This window comes from Streptomyces sp. 3MP-14 (assembly GCF_006334905.2).
Classification (GTDB): domain Bacteria; phylum Actinomycetota; class Actinomycetes; order Streptomycetales; family Streptomycetaceae; genus Streptomyces; species Streptomyces triticirhizae.
In genome coordinates this window covers 425,454-443,352 of record NZ_VDLZ02000004.1, presented here as the reverse complement: position 1 = coordinate 443,352, position 17,899 = coordinate 425,454, and the positions used below count along the sequence as shown (strand labels likewise).

Annotated in this window: 18 protein-coding genes and 1 pseudogene; 9 read left to right on the top strand and 10 right to left on the bottom strand. The window is 73.5% G+C overall.

The window, feature by feature from the left end:
- Positions 1-65: 65 nt before the first annotated feature.
- Entirely contained in the window at positions 66-932 is an 867-nt protein-coding gene (gene map, locus FH609_RS08710) for a type I methionyl aminopeptidase (protein WP_139666329.1), read from the bottom strand.
- A gap of 34 nt (positions 933-966) precedes the next feature.
- On the opposite strand from map, the gene FH609_RS08705 reads away from it, so the two are divergent.
- The 3 genes from FH609_RS08705 to FH609_RS08695 all read left to right on the top strand — a co-directional run bounded on the left by FH609_RS08705 (position 967) and on the right by FH609_RS08695 (position 2,333).
- Positions 967-1,269 carry a hypothetical protein gene (locus FH609_RS08705; protein WP_139666330.1) on the top strand — a complete coding sequence of 101 codons (303 nt, stop codon included), beginning with the start codon at positions 967-969 and terminating at the stop codon, positions 1,267-1,269.
- Positions 1,270-1,354: 85 nt separating this feature from the next.
- Positions 1,355-2,056 carry an NADPH-dependent F420 reductase gene (gene npdG, locus FH609_RS08700; RefSeq protein WP_139666331.1) on the top strand — a complete coding sequence of 234 codons (702 nt, stop codon included), beginning with the start codon at positions 1,355-1,357 and terminating at the stop codon, positions 2,054-2,056.
- Between the two features lie 79 nt (positions 2,057-2,135).
- Entirely contained in the window at positions 2,136-2,333 is a 198-nt protein-coding gene (locus FH609_RS08695; RefSeq protein ID WP_139666332.1) for a hypothetical protein, read from the top strand.
- A gap of 22 nt (positions 2,334-2,355) precedes the next feature.
- On the opposite strand, the gene panB is transcribed toward FH609_RS08695, so the two are convergent.
- Complete coding sequence (panB, locus tag FH609_RS08690) at positions 2,356-3,237, bottom strand: 3-methyl-2-oxobutanoate hydroxymethyltransferase (protein ID WP_139666333.1); 882 nt, start codon at positions 3,235-3,237, stop codon at positions 2,356-2,358.
- 280 nt (positions 3,238-3,517) lie between these two features.
- On the opposite strand from panB, the gene FH609_RS08685 reads away from it, so the two are divergent.
- Positions 3,518-4,546, top strand: a complete 1,029-nt coding sequence (locus FH609_RS08685; protein ID WP_139666334.1) for an endonuclease/exonuclease/phosphatase family protein — start codon at positions 3,518-3,520, stop codon at positions 4,544-4,546.
- Positions 4,543-5,466, top strand: a complete 924-nt coding sequence (locus FH609_RS08680; RefSeq protein ID WP_139666335.1) for a phosphotransferase family protein — start codon at positions 4,543-4,545, stop codon at positions 5,464-5,466. Before FH609_RS08685 ends, FH609_RS08680 begins: the two co-directional genes overlap by 4 nt.
- A 40-nt stretch (positions 5,467-5,506) precedes the next feature.
- Here FH609_RS08680 and FH609_RS08675 read toward each other — a convergent pair whose 3' ends face one another.
- Positions 5,507-6,076, bottom strand: a complete 570-nt coding sequence (locus FH609_RS08675) for a TetR/AcrR family transcriptional regulator (RefSeq protein WP_139666336.1) — start codon at positions 6,074-6,076, stop codon at positions 5,507-5,509.
- 102 nt (positions 6,077-6,178) lie between these two features.
- Here FH609_RS08675 and FH609_RS08670 point away from each other — a divergent pair, with 102 nt between their 5' ends.
- The 3 genes from FH609_RS08670 (at position 6,179) to pspAB (ending at position 8,778) form a co-directional block, all read left to right on the top strand.
- Positions 6,179-7,090, top strand: a complete 912-nt coding sequence (locus FH609_RS08670) for an alpha/beta hydrolase family protein (RefSeq protein WP_139666337.1) — start codon at positions 6,179-6,181, stop codon at positions 7,088-7,090.
- Between the two features lie 142 nt (positions 7,091-7,232).
- Positions 7,233-8,129, top strand: a complete 897-nt coding sequence (gene htpX, locus FH609_RS08665; RefSeq protein WP_139666338.1) for a zinc metalloprotease HtpX — start codon at positions 7,233-7,235, stop codon at positions 8,127-8,129.
- A gap of 43 nt (positions 8,130-8,172) precedes the next feature.
- Entirely contained in the window at positions 8,173-8,778 is a 606-nt protein-coding gene (gene pspAB, locus FH609_RS08660) for a PspA-associated protein PspAB (protein ID WP_139666339.1), read from the top strand.
- 67 nt (positions 8,779-8,845) lie between these two features.
- On the opposite strand, the gene FH609_RS08655 is transcribed toward pspAB, so the two are convergent.
- Positions 8,846-10,009: a S1 family peptidase gene (locus tag FH609_RS08655; RefSeq protein ID WP_139666340.1), complete on the bottom strand. Its 1,164-nt coding sequence runs from the start codon at positions 10,007-10,009 to the stop codon at positions 8,846-8,848.
- Positions 10,010-10,193: 184 nt separating this feature from the next.
- Positions 10,194-11,948: an NAD+ synthase gene (locus FH609_RS08650; RefSeq protein ID WP_139666341.1), complete on the bottom strand. Its 1,755-nt coding sequence runs from the start codon at positions 11,946-11,948 to the stop codon at positions 10,194-10,196.
- 247 nt (positions 11,949-12,195) lie between these two features.
- Between FH609_RS08650 and FH609_RS08645 the strand changes: the two genes are divergently transcribed.
- Positions 12,196-13,413 (top strand): terpene synthase family protein, encoded by a 1,218-nt coding sequence (locus FH609_RS08645; RefSeq protein ID WP_139666342.1) that lies wholly within the window; start codon positions 12,196-12,198, stop codon positions 13,411-13,413.
- On the opposite strand, the gene FH609_RS08635 is transcribed toward FH609_RS08645, so the two are convergent.
- From FH609_RS08635 to FH609_RS08615, 5 genes and pseudogenes are all read right to left on the bottom strand, one after another.
- Positions 13,307-14,794 (bottom strand): cytochrome P450, encoded by a 1,488-nt coding sequence (locus FH609_RS08635; protein WP_226961496.1) that lies wholly within the window; start codon positions 14,792-14,794, stop codon positions 13,307-13,309. The genes FH609_RS08645 and FH609_RS08635 overlap by 107 nt on opposite strands.
- A gap of 122 nt (positions 14,795-14,916) precedes the next feature.
- Positions 14,917-15,546 (bottom strand): annotated as a pseudogene (locus FH609_RS08630) (GTP-binding protein); the annotation flags it as partial.
- Positions 15,527-15,922, bottom strand: a complete 396-nt coding sequence (locus tag FH609_RS08625) for a DUF742 domain-containing protein (RefSeq protein WP_226961495.1) — start codon at positions 15,920-15,922, stop codon at positions 15,527-15,529. The pseudogene FH609_RS08630 and the gene FH609_RS08625, both read right to left, overlap by 20 nt.
- Complete coding sequence (locus tag FH609_RS08620) at positions 15,919-16,308, bottom strand: roadblock/LC7 domain-containing protein (RefSeq protein WP_122400016.1); 390 nt, start codon at positions 16,306-16,308, stop codon at positions 15,919-15,921. The genes FH609_RS08625 and FH609_RS08620 overlap by 4 nt, the downstream gene beginning before the upstream one ends.
- A 97-nt stretch (positions 16,309-16,405) precedes the next feature.
- Positions 16,406-17,899 (bottom strand): ATP-binding protein, encoded by a 1,494-nt coding sequence (locus tag FH609_RS08615; RefSeq protein ID WP_139666344.1) that lies wholly within the window; start codon positions 17,897-17,899, stop codon positions 16,406-16,408.

Here is a 17,899-nt window from a genome sequence, read left to right as displayed (position 1 = left end):
TCAAGAACTTGCCGACAGCCCGTCGGTAAAACCGTGCCCCCGGTACCGATCCCCGTCCCGCGCGCTCAGGGCAGCGTCAGCACCTCGGCCCCGCCCTCGGTGACGACCAGGGTGTGCTCGAACTGGGCCGAACGCTTACGGTCCTTGGTCACCACGGTCCACTCGTCCGCCCACATCTCCCATTCATGGGTGCCGAGGTTGAGCATCGGCTCGATGGTGAACGTCATCCCCGGCAGCAGCACCGTGTCCGCGCCCGGGTCGTCGAAGTGCGGCACGATCAGGCCGGAGTGAAAGGCCGTGTGCACGCCATGACCGGTGAAGTCCCGCACCACGCCATAGCCGAAACGTTTCGCATAGGACTCGATCACCCGGCCGATCACATTGATCCGCCGCCCCGGGCGCACCGCGCGGATCGCCCGGTCCAGCGCCTCCCGCGTCCGCTCCACCAGCAGCCGCGACTCCTCGTCCAGCGCCTCGGGACCGCCCACCGCGTACGTCGCGTTGGTGTCCCCGTGCACCCCGCCGACGAAGGCCGTGATGTCGAGGTTGACGATGTCTCCCTCCCTCAGCACCGTCGAGTCCGGGATGCCGTGGCAGATCACCTCGTTCACCGAGGTGCACAGCGACTTGGGGAACCCCCGGTACCCCAGCGTCGACGGATAGGCACCGTGGTCGCAGAGGAAGGCGTGCGCCACCGCGTCCAACGCGTCGGTGGTGACGCCGGGTTCGATGTGCCGCGCGGTCTCGGCCAGCGCCCGCGCCGCGATCCGGCCCGCCACCCGCATCCGCTCGACGGTCTCCGCGTCCTGCACGTCGGACCCGGTGTAGCGGGCCGGACCCGCCTGACCCACGTACGCGGGGCGGGGAATGGCGGAGGGCACGGAGCGCCGAGGCGAGATCCTGCCGGGCTGAAGAAGTGACTGGCCAGACATGCGTCCGAGTCTACGGGCGGGCAGGATAAGGAACATGGCTCTCTTCAAGCGCAAGCCAAGCGGCAAGGCGGGCGAGTGGTACTACTGCCTGCGGCACGGGAAGGTCGAGGAGGGGCTGGAGTGCCCCGCCAAGGACCGGATGGGCCCCTACGCCAACCGTGAGGAGGCGGCCCGCGCCATCGAGATCGCCAGGGACCGCGACGACAGCTGGCGCCAGGACCCCCGCTGGAACGACGACCCCGACCGCGCGGACCCCGACGGCGCCGACCCCGACCGCGCGGACCCCGACCGCCCCGAGCGCCGCCGTCCCGAAGGCGAGGACCCCGGCCCCTGGTGAACGCGCGCCAGCCGCCGCGTTCCCCGGGCGTGAGCAACGCGACATCCGCCGGGGAAACCCGGCGGCCGGTGGCAGGATCGGGCGTATGACGACACGTGACGACTCCTCACCAGCCCGCCGCGACCCCTGGGAACTGCCCGACGTCTCCGATCTGACGATCGGCGTGCTCGGCGGCACCGGCGACCAGGGCCGGGGCCTGGCCTACCGGTTGGCCCGCGCGGGCCAGAAGGTGATCATCGGCTCCCGTGCCGCCGAACGCGCCCGGGCGGCGGCCGAGGAGATCGGCCACGGCGTCGAGGGCGCCGACAACGCGGAGTGCGCCCGGCGTTCCGACGTGGTGATCGTGGCCGTGCCCTGGGAGGGCCACGCCCGCACCCTGTCCGCGCTCACCGCCGAGTTGGCCGGCAAGCTCGTGGTGGACTGCGTCAACCCGCTCGGCTTCGACAAGCGCGGCGCCTACCCGATCGTCCCCGAGGAGGGCAGCGCCGCCGAGCAGGCCGCCGCGCTGCTGCCCGACTCCCGGGTGACCGCCGCGTTCCACCACCTCTCGGCCGTCCTCCTCCAGAACCCCGAGCTGGAGAAGATCGACACCGATGTGATGGTCCTCGGCGAGGACCGCGAGGACTGCGCCACCGTGCAGGCCATCGCCCAGCTGATCCCCGGGATGCGCGGGGTCTTCGCCGGCCGGCTGCGCAACGCGCACCAGGTCGAGGCGCTGGTCGCCAACCTGATCGCCGTGAACCGCCGCTACCGGGCACACGCCGGCATCCGCCTCACCGACATCTGACCCGCCGGGGGAGAATGGCGGTCGTGCCCGGCGCCCACCGGACACGACCGTCGCACCCTCGTTCCCGGAAGGCCCGCCCATGGCAGCCCCGAACTCCGCCACCCAGGCGCGCCGGCTCAGCCGCTACGCGCTCCTGCTCTGCCTGCTGACCGTGGCGGCCGCCGTGATCTCGTTCGCCCGAGGCGACTGGTTCGGCATCATCTGGGTGCTGCTGGCCGGGGTCTCCTCCAACATGGCCTGGTACTACGCGCGTCGGGCCAGGTCCCAGTCCTCCTGAGGGGCCCGGCGGGCGGGCGCGCTCAGTGGAAGCTGTGCTCCTCCGCCGGGTAGGCGCCCTGGACCACGTCCTCGGCGAACGCCTTCGCCGCGTCGCCCAGCGCCGCCCGCAGCTGCCCGTACTGCTTGACGAAGCGCGGCAGCCGGCCGCCCGGCCACTCCGTCATCCCCGCCATGTCCGTCCAGACCAGCACCTGCGCGTCACACTCGGGCCCGGCGCCGATCCCGACCGTCGGGATGTAGAGGCTGCGCGTCACCTCGGCGGCCAGCTCGGCCGTCACCAGCTCCAGCACCACCGCGAACGCGCCCGCGTCCTGCACGGCCTTGGCGTCCCGCAGCAGCTGCGCCGCCGCCTCGTCGCCCCTGCCCTGCACCGGGTGGCCGCCGAACGCGTTGACCGACTGCGGGGTCAGCCCCACGTGCGCCATCACCGGGATGCCGGACTCCACCAGCAGCCTGATCTGGTCGGCCGAACGCTCGCCGCCCTCCAGCTTGACCGCGCCGACCCCGGCCTCCTTGACCAGATGGGTGGCGCTGCGCAGCGCCTGCACCGGGCCCTCCTGGAACGAGCCGAACGGCAGGTCCCCGACGATCAGCGCCCGCCGGGTGCCCCGCACCACGGCCGCCGCCAGCATCGTCATCTCCTCCAGGGTGACCGGCACCGTGGAGTCGTACCCCAGGGCCGTGTTCCCCATCGAGTCGCCCACCAGCATCACGGGGATGCCGGCCTCGTCGAAGACGGAGGCGGTCATCGCGTCGTAGGCGGTGAGCATGGGCCACCGCTCGCCACGCCGCTTGGCCGCCGCGATGTCCCGGACCGTGATCCTGCGGCTGCTCTTGCCGCCGTAGAGCCCGGTGCGCTCCGCTGTGGCGGCCGGCGCCTGGGCAGGAGTGGACTGCGTCATCACGCTGCTCCTGTTCTCGTGATCTCGAGGCGCCTCAAGCGGCGTCCCCGGACTCCTCCCAGCATCGCACCGACCGGCGCGGGCGGGAAGTGGGGGGCGAAGATCGCGGCTGATATAACGGGAACCCCGCGCCGCGCCTCGACCGTCCTCCCCTTCGAGGCCCCGCGCAGGTGGATGCGCGGAGCCCGGACAGCGGCACCAACCCGGCGGCACCGACCCGGCGGCACCGACCCGGCGGCAATGACCAGGACCAAGGCACGATCGGTCAGCGAGGGCGCGAATGGCACAGCTGGACACCCCGACGCCGAGCGGAGGAGCCTCGGCCGACGAGCCGAACGGCCCCGACGGGCCGGGGGCCGGGACACCGCGCTGGAGCGACCGGACCGGCCGCTGGCGGCGCGGCCTGTGGCCGGCCGGCCTGGCCCTCGCGCTGGCGCTGCTGCTGACCCTGCACTCCCGGCTGCCCAACCGGATCGGCAACGTCGGCAGCCTGCTGGAGACGTTCCTCCCCTGGTGCGGGCTGGCCATCCCGGTGCTCGCCGGCTGCGCGCTGCTGCGCCGCTCGGCGACGGCGCTGGTCGCGCTGCTGGTGCCGGCGCTGGTGTGGACCAACCTCTTCGGCGGCCTGCTGTTGGACAAGACCGCCGGCGGCGGCGAGTTGATGGTGGTCAGCCACAACGTGGACGCCGACAACGCCGACCACGCCGGCACCGCCCGGCAGATCTCGGAGAGCGGCGCCGACGTGGTCGCGCTCCAGGAGGTGCCGCAGCGCGCGCTGCGCACCTACGAGGCGGAGCTGGCCGACGCCTACCCGTACCACGCGGTCGAGGGCACCATCGGGCTGTGGAGCCGCTACCCGCTGGCCGACGTGGCGCCGGTGGACACCGGGATGGGCTGGACGCGGGCGCTGCGCGGCACGGTCAACGCCGAACGCGGTCCGGTCGCCGTCTATGTCGCGCATCTCCCCTCGGTGCGGGTGCAGTTCAGGGCCGGGTTCACCGCCGAGCGGCGGGACCGCTCGGCCGAGCTGCTCGGCGAGGCGATCGCCGCCGAGCGGGTGGACCACGCGGTGCTGCTCGGTGACCTCAACGGGACCATGAACGACCGGGCGCTCGCCCCGCTCACCTCCCAGCTGCGCTCCACCCAGGGCGCGGCCGGGGCGGGCTTCGGCTTCAGCTGGCCGGCGACCTTCCCGATGGCCAGAATCGACCAGATCCTGGTGCGTTCCCTGGAGCCGGTGTCCTCCTGGACGCTGTCGGCGACCGGAAGCGATCACCTGCCGGTCGCGGCCCGGGTGGACTTCCGGTGAACGTCGCGCATCTCGGGACGCCGACCGGGCCGATGACCCGCGTCCATGGCGGGTTCGCCAACCGGATGTACCGGCTCGACACCGACCGGGGGTCGTTCGCCGTGAAGGAGTTGAACCTGGTCGACCGCCGTTGGACCTACCGCGTCGAGGACGTGTTCCGGTTCGAGCGGGCGGCCTTCGCCGCCGGCGTTCCGATGCCGGAGCCGGTCTCGGCGGACCGGGGCACGCTCGTTCACCGGTGGGTCGAGGGCGAGCGGGTGCCCGAGGCGCCGGTGTCGGCGGCGTACGCGGTCGAGATCGGCGGGATCCTCGCGCGCCTCCACGCCCTCGACGTCCCGTGGCCCGAGGCGTCGGCCGAGGAGCCGGCGGCGCGGGACTGGCCCGAGCTGGCCGCGCGGGCGGCGGCGACCGGACAGCCGTGGGCCGACGAACTCGCCGCGCACGTCGAGACGTTCCTCGCGATGGCCCACTTCGTCGACACCTGCGAACGGCCCGGCCCCGTCGTGCTGACGCACCGGGACATCCAGCCGTGGAACCTGCTCGCCCGGGAGGGGCGGCCGGTGGTGCTCGACTGGGAACTCTCCGGGCTGCTCGACCTGTCCGGTGAGCTGGGCTCGACCGCGCTGAGCCTCGCCAAGGGGCCCGGCCTCGACGACATCGAGCCCGCCATCTTCCGCTCGGTTCTCGACGGCTATGTCGCGGGGGGCGGAGCGCTGCCGCCGGCGGGGCCGAACTGGTTCGTGTACATGATCGGCGGCTGGCTGGGGCACACGCGGTGGAACATCCTCCGGTGCCTGGCCGGCGTCGAGGCGGGCACCGGCCCCGATCTCGCGCTGTCGCACGAGGCCGCGCGGAACGGGGTGCGTGGCCTGCCCGACCTCTTCGGCCGACTTCCGCAGCTGGAGGCGCTGCTCCCGTGACGGTGGCCCGCACCGGCGGCCCCCGGCCCGGGCCGGGCCGCTATGCCGTGCGGCGGCAGCCGGCGAGGAGGACCGCGACCATGCGCCTGGCGTCGGCCCGGTCGTAGTCGGGGCCGGTGATGCAGAGGTTTCCGATGGCGCGCAGGAGCGGGTAGGCGGCGATGCCGGGGGCGAGGTCGCCGTCGGCGGCGCAGGCGTCGAGCAGCGTCGCGCAGGCCGGGACCAGGGTGTCGAGCATGAGGGCGTGCAGGTTCGCCAGCCCCGGATCGTCGGACCCCAGGGCCGCGCCGAGGCCGTGCTTGGTCACCAGGAAGTCCACGAACGCGTCCGCCCAGCCGGCCAGGGCGGTGAACGGGTCGGCGGACTCCGCCAGCAGCCGGGGCGCGAGCGCGGCGCAGGTGTCGATCTGGTGCCGGTAGACGGCGGTGACGAGGTCCGCCCGGGTCGGGAAGTGGCGGTAGATCGTCCCGACGCCGACCCCGGCGCGTTCGGCGATGTCGCGGATGGGGGCCTGGACGCCCTGGTCCACGAAGGCCGCCGCCGCGGCCGCCAGCACGGCGCCGCGCGTGCGTTGTGCCTGCGCCTGACGTGCCCCGACCGACTCCGGCATGGACCCTCCCTTTGCTCGCGGAACAATGTTCCGCTACTTTGGCGGAACATCGCTCCGCCAAAGTATGGCAGGGCGCCCCCAGGGAGAAAGCACAGGTCCCCCATGCCAACCGTTCCCCTCGACCGGCGGATCGTCGCGGTCAAGCCGATCACCGTTCCCGCCCCGGGCCGGGGCGTCGACCTCACCGTGAAGGTCACCGCGCCCCTGTCGGGCCCGGACCTTCCTGTCCTCGTGTTCTCCCACGGCAACGCGTGGTCCATGGACGGCTACGAGCCCCTCGTCGACCGGTGGGCGGCGGCCGGGTTCGTCGTCGTGCAGCCCACCCACCTGGACTCCCGCCGCAACGGCATCGGGTGGGACGACCCGCGCTTCGCCACCGTCTGGCGCGTCCGGATCGCCGACCTCCACGCGGTGCTCGACGGCCTCGGCGCCATCCTCCGCCAGGCGGGCGACCTGGAGACCCGCGCCGACCGGGACCGGGTCGCGGTCGTCGGCCACTCCTGGGGCGCGCAGACCGCCGGCACGCTCCTCGGCGCGCGGGTGCTCGACGCCGAGGGCGTGCCCGGGGAGGACTTCTCCCATCCGGCGGCCGCGGCCGGCGCACTCATCGCCGCGACCGGAACGGGCGAGACGCTCACCCCGTTCGCCGCCGAGCACCTTCCGTTCATGAGGCCGGACTACTCCACCATGACGGCTCCGACCCTGGTCGTCGCGGGCGGCAGAGACCAGTCCCAGCTCTCCACCCGGGGACCGGAGTGGTTCTCCGACGCCTACCACCTCAGCCCGTCCCCGAAGAGCCTGCTCACCATCGCCGAGGGCGAGCACACCCTGGGCGGCCTCGCCGGCGAGGCGGTCGCCGAGACCACCGACGAGGACCCCGCCCGCGTCGCCCTCGTAGCGGACACGATCTCCGCCTACCTCGGCGACGCCCTGGGGCTCGACGACGCCGCGTGGGCCGCGCTCCGCGACGCCGCCGCGGCCGGCGACGGCGGGTGGAGCATCACCAGCAGGTGAACCCGGCCGGCCCGCGCCGTCCGGCGAGCGGTCGCCGCCCCCGTTCGTCGCCGTTGATGCTCGTTGTCTCGGTTTTCCTCCGATTGATTTACTTTTGAGGGAGATCCCGACGCCCGGAGCCCCCGACGCCTGGAGGAACGGCATGGCGCGCACCCGGTTTGCCCCCGATCACGGGCTGACCCGACGCATGGGCCTCACCATGTTTCTGATCGGGCTCCTCTATGTGGTCTTCGTCGGCGTGCTGATCGCCGCCTTCGGCAAGGCGTGGCCGCTGATCCTGGTCCTCGCCGGCGGGCTGTTCTTCGTCCAGTTCTGGTTCAGCGACCGGATCGCCGCCTACAGCATGGGCGCCCGCGAGGTCACCCCCGAGCAGGCGCCCGAGCTGCACGGCGCCGTCGACCGGCTCTGCGCGCTCGCCGACATGCCCAAGCCGAAGGTCGCCATCGCCGACACCGACGTGCCCAACGCGTTCGCCACCGGCCGCAGCCAGAAGAAGTCCATGGTCTGCGCCACCACCGGGCTGCTGCGCCGCCTTGAGCGGGACGAGCTGGAGGGCGTGCTGGCGCACGAGCTGTCGCATGTGGCGCACCGGGATGTCGCGGTGATGACGGTGGCCGCGTTCCTCGGCGTGCTGGCCGGGCTGATCACCCGGATCGCCCTGTGGAGCGGGCTGACCCGAGGCGGTCGGAACAACAACAATGTGCTCTTTCTGCTGATCCCCCTGGTCAGTGCCGTGGTCTATGTGATCAGTTTCCTGCTCACCCGGCTGCTCTCCCGCTACCGCGAGCTGTCCGCCGACCGAACCGGGGCGCTGCTCACCGGCCGGCCGTCGGCGCTGGCCTCGGCGCTCACCAAGGTGTCCGGCCAGATGGCCCGCATCCCGACCAGGGACCTGCGGCAGGCCGAGCCGTTCAACGCGTTCTACTTCGCCCCCGCGCTCTCCGGCGACGGGCTGAGCCGGCTGTTCTCCTCGCACCCGACGCTGGAACAGCGGCTGGACCGGCTGGGCCGACTCTCCCAGGAGCTGGGCCGCCCCTGAGGGCGCGGTGGCAACGATAAGCAGCAGAGACAGGGGAGACCTCGTGGGCTTTCTCGACGCGATCCTGGGCCGGCGCAAGCCGGTCAAGCCTGATCTGGACCAGCTGTTCGCGGTCCCCTCGGCCGCCGTCACCCTCGCCGCCGGCGGCGGCTTCACGCCCACGGGAGCCGGCTCGGTCTGCTTCGCCAGCGTGGAGGGCGGCGCCTTCACCCGGGTGCGGGACGAGGTGCACGCGCTGCTCGACGCCGACCTCGACCTGGGCGCCCGGTCGGGGACCGGGGCCGGCCACCCCGTCGAGTTCAGCCAGGACGACTACGGCTACACCTGGCTGCTGGCCCGCCACCCGGCCGAGGAGTTGAACGCCCTGGTGAACGACCTGCACGCGGTCAACACCCTGCTCCAGGACGGCGGCTTCGGGCCCCAACTGCTGTGCTCGCTGGTCGGGTTCACCGACCCCGAGGGCCGCTCGCTGGCGCTGGTCTACCTCTACAAGCGCGGCACCTTCTACCCGTTCGCGCCGCTGCCCGGCGTCAAGGAGCGCCGGGACAACGGGCTTGAGCTGCGGGTGCGCGCCCTGCTCGCCGACGACCTGCGGGTGGAGGAGGACCTCTCCCGCTGGTTCCCGGTCTGGGGCGCCCCCGGGCTGTGAGGCGGAACGGCGGCCCGGTTCCGCGTGGAGAAGCGGAGAACGTCTCCGGGCCGCCGCCCGTTGCGCGTTACGCGGTGTGCAGGGTCAGCCCGTAGGCGCCCAGGATCTCGTTGATCGGCTGGTACCAGGTCTCACCGCCGCTGGAGCAGTTGCCCCAGCCGCCGGAGGTGACGCCCTGGGCCTGGTCGCCGCTGATGTAGGCGCCGCCCGAGTCGCCGGGCTCGGCGCAGACGCTGGTCTTGGTCATCTCGCGGACGACCGTTCCGTCGCTGTAGTTGACCGTCTCGTTCTTGGCCAGCACCGAGCCGCAGTGCCAGCCGGTGGTCGAGCCGGAGCGGCAGATCGAGGCGCCGATCGGGGCCTCGGCCGAGCCGCGCACCAACTGGTCGGGGGCGGCGCCCCAGCCGAGCACGACCGGCTCGGTCCACCAGCCGCTGCCCACGCTCACCCAGGCGTAGTCGTTCTCCGGGAACGAGGAGCCCTGGAACTGCCCGATGTGCGAGCGGTCCCAGCCGAACACGTCCTGCCCCTGGCCGCCGCAGTGGCCGGCGGTGACAAAGCCGCCGTGCACCGAGAAGCCGATGGAACAGCGGACGTTGCCGGTGTAGTACGGGTCGCCGCCCACGGTGCCGGCGGCGAAGGTGGCCGGGGCCTCCGGGACGGTGCCGACCGCGACCGGCCCCGCCTCCCCGGCGGCGGCCAGGAACTCGGCCACCTCGGCCGAGGACTCCTGGCCCTCGACGACGTCGACCACCACGCTGTTGGCGCGCGGGTCGACCCGCCAGCTGGCCACCGCGTCGGGCGCGCCGGCCTCGTCGGCGAGCGCGTCGATCGAGGCGAGCGTGGCGTCGAGGGCCGCCGCGTCGTGCTCGACGAGGGCGGTCTCGGCGCCGGTGGCCTCGACCTCGGCGGCCGCCGCCGCGTCGGTGACGGCGACCACCAGCGCGCCGCTGGCCGGGTCGAACCAGCTGCCGCCGAACGCCGCGCCAGCCGCCTGCCGGGCGTCTGGCGCGAGTTCGGTGGCGGCGGCCTCGTCGGCGAGCCGCTCGACGGCCTGCGCCTCGGTGAGGCCGAAGGTCTGCTGGAGGGCCGTCAACAGGCCCTCGGACGCGACAGGTTCGGCGGTGGGGTTCGTCGCGCTCGCGGAAGCGGTGGCCGCCGAGGTGCCGGCCAGCGCGCCGACGACCAGCAGCGCGGACAGGCCAAGGCGAATGCCGGGCTTACGTCTCATGTGGGGGTACTCCTTTGATGCTCTACCTGTGAGGGGGTGGAACAGCAAAGGACGGGAGCGCTCTCACCTCTGCGGGGGAGAGCGTACGGTCATGCCATGTACATGTCTAGACCAAGTGCGTCAACGAACCGGCGGCAGGGGCGGTTTACGGTCAGGAGCGGATGCCGGTCAGGAGCTGTTACGGTCAACGGCCCTCGCGCCAGCCGTTGGTGATCGGCAGCCTGCGGTCCTTGCCGAAGCCCTTGGGCGAGATCTTGGTGCCCGGCGGGTACTGGCGCCGCTTGTACTCCGCCCGGTCCACCAGCCGCAGCACCTCGGTGACCAACTCGGGCGGGTAGCCCGCCGCCACGATCTGCGACCAGCCCTGGTCCCGGTCCACATACCGCTCCAACACCGCGTCCAGCGTGTCGTAGTCCGGCAGCGAGTCCGTGTCCACCTGGCCCGGGCGCAGCTCGGCGCTCGGCGGCTTGACGATCGAGTTCTCCGGGATCGGCGGCGTCTCGCCCCGCGCCGCCGCCGCCTCGTTCCGCCAGCGCGCCAGCCGGTAGACGCCCGTCTTGTAGAGGTCCTTGATCGGGCCGTAGGCGCCCACCGAGTCCCCGTACAGCGTCGAGTAGCCGACCGCCAACTCGCTCTTGTTGCCCGGCGCCAGCACGATGTGGCCCTCCTGGTTGGAGACCGCCATCAGCAGCGTCCCGCGCAGCCGGGACTGGAGGTTCTCCTCGGCCAGCCCGGTCAGCCCCACCTGCGCCATGTACGCGTCGAACATCCCGCCGATCGGCACCGTCCGCAGGTCGAGCCCGGTCCGCCGGGCCAACTCCCGCGCGTCGTCCACCGAGTGTTCCGAGGAGTAGCGCGAGGGCATCGCCAGCCCGAACACCCGCTCGGCGCCCAGCGCGTCACACGCGATCGCCGCGCAGAGCGCCGAGTCGATCCCGCCGGAGAGCCCGAGCAGCACCGAGGGGAAGCCGTTCTTCTCCACATACGCCCGCACCCCGGTGACCAGCGCCCGGTACATCTCCTCGGCGTCGTCCAGGCGCTCGGCCTCGCCGCCCGGATACGCCGGCGCGTAGGCGGGCAACGGCTCGGCTGTCAGCGTCAGATGGTCGATCGTCATCCCGTCCTCGACCCGGCCGGCCGGCGGCTCGTCGGCAGCGGCCGGCAGCGTCAGGTCCAGCAGCAGGCACTCCTCGGCGAACTGCGGGCCCCGCGCCAGCACCGCGCCGTCCCGGTCGACGACCAGCGAGTCCCCGTCGAAGACCAACTCGTCCTGCCCGCCGACCATCGCCAGATACGCCAGCGCGCAGCCGGCCTCCTGGGCGCGCTTGCGGACCAGCTCCAGGCGGGTGTCGTCCTTGGCCACCTCGTACGGCGAGGCGTTGATCGCCAGCAGCAGCCCCGCGCCCGCCGCCCTGGTCGCCGGCACCCGGCCGCCGTCCTGCCACAGGTCCTCGCAGATCGCCAGCGCCACGTCCACGCCCCGCACCCGCACCACCGGCAGCGTGTCGCCCGGCACGAAGTACCGGTACTCGTCGAACACCCCGTAGTTCGGCAGATGGTGCTTGGCGAAGGTGAGCGCGACCCGGCCCTCGTGCAGCACCGCCGCCGCGTTCCGGGGCGAGCCGGCCGGCTGCCCCAGGTGCTCGCGGGCGTGCTCGGTGCGGTCCAGATAGCCGACCACCACCGGCACCCCGCCCAGGCCCTCGGCCGCCAGCCGCTCGGCCAGCTCGCCCAGCGCCCGCCGGCTGGCGGCGGCGAACGAGGAGCGCAGCGCCAGGTCCTCGACCGGGTAGCCGGTGAGCATCATCTCGGGGAACGCCACCAGATGGGCACCGTGCTCCACGCCGTGCCGGGTCCAGCGCAGCACCGCTTCCGCGTTGCCGGCCAGATCGCCGACCCTCGCGTCGATCTGGTTCAGGGCGAGTCGTAGCTGAGGCATGGTGGCGAGTGTAATCGTCCAACTGACGCGATGGGGGGCGGCGGGAGCGGCGGCGGCCGTCCGGTTCCGGCCGTTGTGGCGAGCCGTGCCCGACGCGTCACCAGCGGTGATCTCCGGGGCGGCGGGCAGTTTCGGCCACCGTCCGCCGGAATGTCCGATTGCCGCACCTGCGGTCGGGGCAGAGCTTGGTGGGCGCCGGCAACACGCGGACGACACCCGGACACCGTCCGGACTGAGGGGAGCGGCCATGCCGCAGGACGTGCGGTTCTTCCTGCCGTTCGAGACCCGGACCAATCCCTCGGCCGACGGAGCCAGGGCCCACCACCTGGCCTGGGTGCGGGCCCACGGGCTGGTCGCCGACGGCGCCCCGCTGCGCGCCTACGCCGACTGGCGCCTCACCGACCTGGCCGCCCACGCCTACCCCGACGCCGCCCCCCAGGACCTGGAACTGGCCACCGACGCGGTCTGCCTCGGCTTTCCCCTCGACGACCAGTTCGACGGCGAGTTGGGGCGCCGCCCGGAGCGCGTCGCCCGGCTCACCACCGCCCTGGCCGCCGTCGCCTACCGCCCGCCCGGCGCGCCCCCCACCCTCGACCTGCCGCTGACCCGCGCCTACGCCGACATGTGGCGGCGCGCCGCCGACGGCATGTCGCCGGCCTGGCGGGAGCGCGCGGCGCGCCATCTCACCCGCTTCTTCCGCTCCTATGTGCGCGAGGCGCGCAACCGCCTGGCCGGCGCGCCCCTGGACGAGCACGCCTATCTCGCGGTGCGCCGGCAGGCGGTGGGCACCGCGCCCTGCTTCGACCTGATCGAACGCGCCGGCCGGTTCGAGGTGCCGGTCCGCGCCTACTGGAGCACCGAGGTGCAGATCCTCACCCGCTGCGCCGGCGACGTGATCTTCCTCTGCAACGACGTCCACTCGCTGGAGCGCGAGGAGGCGTCCGGCGACCCGCACAACCTGGTGCTGATCCGCCGGCGCGCCCAGGGCTGCTCCCGCGAGGCGGCGGTGCGGCAGGTCGTCGACCTGGTGCGCGGCCGGGTCGAGTTGTTCCAACGGGCCGCCTCCCGGCTGCCGGACCTCGCCGCCCGGCTGGCCCTGGACGCGGCGGGCCGGGAGGCCGTCGAGCGCTATGTCGACGGGCTGCGCTGCTGGATGGCGGGCAACCAGCGGTGGGGTGTGGCCTCGGCCCGCTACGCCGGGGGCGCGGCCGGCCGAGGCGTTGTCGGAGACCTCGCCGGCCACCTCTCCCACGACCTCAGCCACGACCTCGCCGCCGGCCCGGCCGGCGGCCGCACGAGCGGCCACACCACGGGCCAGGCCGCCGACCGCGCCGCGCCCGGGCGTCCGCCGGCCCAGCTCAGCGGTCCCGGCGGCCGCCCGTCCGCTCCGCGCCGGCCGGCCGCCGGCCCGGGCGACGCCACCAGCGCCGCAACCCCGCCCAGAGCGAGGGCCGTTCGTCCCTAGCGGGCTCGCCCCGCTCCGGGCCGCCCGGCGGCCTGGGCCGCTGCCGCCCCGGCGCCGACCTGCGGCCCGGCGCCGGCGGCACCAGCGGAATCCGCTCGGCGCGGGCCCGAGGCGTGAACTCGACGGGCAGCGCCACCAGATGGCGCGACCAGGTGGAGGCCGACCAGCTCAGCTCGTCGGGCTCCAGCGTCAGCCGCAGGTCAGGCAGCCGGGACAGCAGCACCTCGATCCCGGTCACCGTGATCGCCCGGCCGATGTCCTGGCCCGGGCACTCGTGCGGGCCCGAGGTGAACGACAGATGCGAACGGTTGCCGTGCATCGGCGCCCCGGGAGCCGGCCGGATCGCCGGATCGGCGTTCGCGGCCGCGAGACCCAGAAGTAAGATGTCCCCCTTGCGGATGTTCTGTCCGCCCAACTCCACGTCGTCGCTGGCGAATCCACCCGGGCAGACCGAGATCGGCGGCTCGTCCCAGAGCACCTGCTCCACCGCGGCCGGCAGCGTCATCCGCCCGCCGTGCAGCGAGCCACGGAACCGGGGATGGGTGAAGACCACCCGCAGCGTGTTGACGATCAGGTTGGTCGTCGTCTCGTTCGCCGCGACCAGCACCAGCCGCAGATGGTGGAGCACCTCCTCGTCCGACAGGTCCGCCGGGTGCGCGATCAGCCAGGACGCCAGGTCGTGCCCGGGCGTCGCGTGCTTGGCGGCCACCAGCTCCGTCAACGTCCGCTGGATGTAACGGTCCGCCGCGACCGCCTTCTCCGTGCCGATCAGCAGTTGCCGGCTGGCCTCCACCAGCCGGGGCCCCTCCTCCTCGGGCAGCCCCAGCACCACCGACAGCACCAGCATCGGCAGCTGCTGCGCGTACTGGCTGAGGATCTCGGCCCGGCCCTCGGTCGCGAACTGGTCGATCAACTGGTGCCCGTAGAGCTGCACATAGCGCCGCAGGCCACGCCGGTCGAAGCGCTCCAGCGACTCGTTGACCGCGCCGCGCAGCCGCTGGTGCGTCCCGCCGTCCTGGTGGGTGCAGTCCGGGCCCCAGCGCAGCACCGGCGCGATGGGGGAGTCGGCGCCGATCTCGCCCCGCTGCCAGGGCGACCAGGCGCGGCCGTCCCTGCGGAAGCGGCGCGGGTTCCGCGTGACCTGGAGGATCTCGTTGTAGCCGAGCACCAGCCAGGCCGGCACGTCGCCCTCCAGCAACACCGGCGCGACCGCGCCGTGTTCGGTGCGCAGCCGCTCGTAGAGGCCCATCGGGTCGCCGGAGGCCGCCGGGCCGTAGAGGCGCTGCACGCCCTCGGGCCCGGTGCCGGCGTGCGCCGGGCAGCCCGGCGGCGGGGTGCCCAACGAGGCGGGGGCGCGGGGTGGTTCGGGGGTGGTGGTCACGGTGCCTCCGAGGGGTGCGGGGGAGCGGCAACGGGCGAGGGCGCCGGGGCGGGGGAGCCAGGCGCCGGCGCGGGGGAGTCCGAGGACGGGGCCTGGCCGGGCGGTGGGTCCTCCGCCGCCCTGGCCTCCGTCGCCCGGGTGTAGAGGTGGCGCAGCAGCGTCAGCAGCACCTCGCGGCTGGAGTCGAAGACCCGCGCGTCGCAGGTGACCACCGGCACCCCGGCCGGCAGGTCGAGGGCGTTCCGCAGCTCGGGCGCGGGGTGCAGCGGGGCGTCGGGGAAGGTGTTGACCGCCACCACGAAGGGCACGCCGCACTCCTCCAGGCGGTCCATCGCCTGGAAGCTGTCCTCCAGCCGGCGGGTGTCGACCAGCACCACGGCGCCCAGCGCGCCCTCGATCACCCCATTCCACAGGAACCAGAACCGCTGCTGCCCCGGGGTGCCGAAGAGATAGAGGACCAGCCGCTCGTTGAGGGTGATCCGGCCGAAGTCCATCGCCACGGTGGTCTCGGTCTTGCGCTCGATCCCCTCCAGGTCGTCGACGCCCGCGCCGGCCTGGGTCATGGTCTCCTCGGTGGTCAGCGGCCGGATCTCACTGACCGAGCCGACCATGGTGGTCTTACCCACGCCGAAGCCGCCGACCACCACCACCTTGACCGACTGCTCGGCCGAGCTGGGCAACAGGTCCTCCTCGCGGGGACCCCCGGAGAACGCGGCGAGCCGCTCGGCGGAGTCAGAGTCGTTGTAGGCCATCGATCAGTGCCCTCAGGGTGTCGAGATCGGGATCGGCCGCGGCCTGGCGCTGGTCCACCCTGGTCTGCCTGACCTCCACCTGGGAGCTGTCCAGCAGGTCCATCAGCAGCACGGTCACCGCGCTGAACGGCAGGCCGAGATAGGCCGAGATCTCCGCGACCGAGATCGGGTAGCGGCACATCCGCAGCAGCGCGGCGTGCTCGGGGGACTGGCCGGCGTGCGGGTCGGCCCTGGCGACCACGAGGGTCACCAGGTCCAACGCCATGGCGTCGGCGGACTCGCTGCGGCCGCCGGTGACCACATAGAGCGGAACGGGCTGGTCGTCGTCCGGCTTCCGGCGGGCCGGCTCCTCCTCCGCCTCCTCGGGCACGGTCACGGCGCGGCCCGTTCCGGCGTCCGGGAACCGGTGGACAGGTGCTCGCCGATCCGCAGGACCAGGTCGCGCATCCGGTGGCTGATCAGCCCCGGGTCGACCTCGGCGTCGGCGGTCACCGCGAGATAGGACCGCTCGCCGGCCGACATCAGATAGAAGAAGCCGCCGGTCAGTTCCAGCAGCACCATCTTCACGTCGCCCTCGTCGCCGGGGAGTTCGGAGGCGATCGACTGGGCCAGGCTCTTGATCCCGGAGGCGGCGGCGGCCAGCCGGTCCCCGCTGTCCCGCTCGTCGCCGTGCTGCGCCATGCACAGCCCGTCTGCCGACAGCACCACGATGTGCCGGATACACGGGACGGAGGCGGCCAGGTCCCTGAGCATCCAGTCCATGTCCTTGAACCGACGCTGTGTCACGTGCTTCTCACCTTGTCTCGGAGGTTGCCGACGTTGCCGACGTGATCGGGGGAGTCTTGGGCGCGCGGCCGGGTCAGGGGCTCGGGCGCTCGGCCTCGCCGGGACCCGGGCCGGGGTCGTCGGCGGGGGCTGACCCGTCCGGCTCCGACCTGATCCCGGCGAAGAACGCGTCCACCCACAGGCCCGACTCGCGGCGCTCCGGCGTGGGCCGCCGCTGGGCCGGCGCGGCCGGGGCCGTGGCCGCCGGCGCGTGCCCGCCGCCGCCCGCGTGCCCGCCGCCCGCGTGCCCGCCGCCCGCCGGCCCGCCGGCGGTGCGCCCGCCGGCCGCGTGTCGCCGCCTGCGGCGCTGCGGCAGGCCGTTGGCGTTGCGCTCGTACTGCGGCTCCTCGTCCAACTCGCCGATCGGCAGGTGCCACTGGGGCGTCGGCCGGATCGCCGGCACCGGGTACTTGGGCGGGGGAACGGCGGTCAGCAGGTCGTCGGGGATGAAGACGACGGCGCGCACGCCCTCGCAGGTGGAGGGGCGCAGCGAGATCTTGACGCCGTGGTGGCTGGCCAGGATGCCGGCGACGCGCAGCCCGATCCTGGCGGTCTCGCCCAGGTCCTCCAGGTCGAGGCCGTCCACGCCCTGCTGGAGCAGGAACTCGGCGCGGCGCCGCGACTCCTCGGTGAGCCCCGCGCCCTTGTCCTCGATGGAGACCTCGACGCCCGAGGCGACCTCCTCGGTGTTCATCACCACGGTGCTGGTGGGCGGCGAGTAGCGGGTCGCGTTGTCCAGCAGCTCGCCCATGATCATGATCAGCGGCTCGACGGCGTGGCCGACGACGGCCGTCTCGATCACCCGGTGCTGCTCGACGCGCAGGTACTCGTTGATCGGGCCGGAGCCGGCGCGCATCACGTCGTGCAGCGAGATGGGCCTGGCCCAGCGCCGCACGGGGGCGCCGCCGCCGACCACGGCCAGGCTGGTGGCGAACCGGCCGGTGACGTTGATCCGGTGCTCCAGGTGCATCAGGTCGCTGAGCACCTCGGGCGTGCCGTGCCGGAACTGCATCGTGGCGATGTCGTCCTGGAGGCGGTGGATCTCGGACTGGATGCGGTGCGCGATGTTGACGATCGCCCGCTTCGCCGAGTCCCGCTGCAACTCCTTCTCCCGCAGCACGTCGAGGATGCCGTAGGCCATCCCCTCGAAGGCGGCGACGAGTTGGGGGTCGGAGGAGGTCTCCTCGGGGAGCGAGGGGATGACGTCGTCCTCCAGGTCGCCGTTCTTCATCCGGTCCAGGGCGACGGGGAGCAGGTCGTACGCCATCAGGTCGGCGTCGGCGACATGCTGGTGGAGGCGGGCCTTCAGCAGCTCGACGGCCCGGCCGCGCCGGGCGGTCTCGCCGGCGATCAGCAGCACCGCGAGGGTGGCCAGGGCGCCGCACCACGCCACGGCGAGGCGGGCGTCGGCCGGCACCAGGAACCCGGCGCCCAGCGCGCCGAGCGCCACCAGGGCGGGCGGCGCGAACCACCGTCCGGTGGGCAGGACCGGTCGGCTGGTTCGCTCTAATGAACCGACGTGCACCAT

Coding starts and splice junctions, on each gene's coding strand:
- map (WP_139666329.1), bottom strand. CDS start 932: ATGTCTGGCCAGTCACTTCTTCAGCCCGGCAGGATCTCGCCTCGGCGC.
- FH609_RS08705 (WP_139666330.1), top strand. CDS start 967: ATGGCTCTCTTCAAGCGCAAGCCAAGCGGCAAGGCGGGCGAGTGGTAC.
- npdG (WP_139666331.1), top strand. CDS start 1,355: ATGACGACACGTGACGACTCCTCACCAGCCCGCCGCGACCCCTGGGAA.
- FH609_RS08695 (WP_139666332.1), top strand. CDS start 2,136: ATGGCAGCCCCGAACTCCGCCACCCAGGCGCGCCGGCTCAGCCGCTAC.
- panB (WP_139666333.1), bottom strand. CDS start 3,237: ATGACGCAGTCCACTCCTGCCCAGGCGCCGGCCGCCACAGCGGAGCGC.
- FH609_RS08685 (WP_139666334.1), top strand. CDS start 3,518: ATGGCACAGCTGGACACCCCGACGCCGAGCGGAGGAGCCTCGGCCGAC.
- FH609_RS08675 (WP_139666336.1), bottom strand. CDS start 6,076: ATGCCGGAGTCGGTCGGGGCACGTCAGGCGCAGGCACAACGCACGCGC.
- FH609_RS08670 (WP_139666337.1), top strand. CDS start 6,179: ATGCCAACCGTTCCCCTCGACCGGCGGATCGTCGCGGTCAAGCCGATC.
- htpX (WP_139666338.1), top strand. CDS start 7,233: ATGGCGCGCACCCGGTTTGCCCCCGATCACGGGCTGACCCGACGCATG.
- FH609_RS08655 (WP_139666340.1), bottom strand. CDS start 10,009: ATGAGACGTAAGCCCGGCATTCGCCTTGGCCTGTCCGCGCTGCTGGTC.
- FH609_RS08650 (WP_139666341.1), bottom strand. CDS start 11,948: ATGCCTCAGCTACGACTCGCCCTGAACCAGATCGACGCGAGGGTCGGC.
- FH609_RS08645 (WP_139666342.1), top strand. CDS start 12,196: ATGCCGCAGGACGTGCGGTTCTTCCTGCCGTTCGAGACCCGGACCAAT.
- FH609_RS08620 (WP_122400016.1), bottom strand. CDS start 16,308: ATGGACTGGATGCTCAGGGACCTGGCCGCCTCCGTCCCGTGTATCCGG.
- FH609_RS08615 (WP_139666344.1), bottom strand. CDS start 17,899: ATGGTGCACGTCGGTTCATTAGAGCGAACCAGCCGACCGGTCCTGCCC.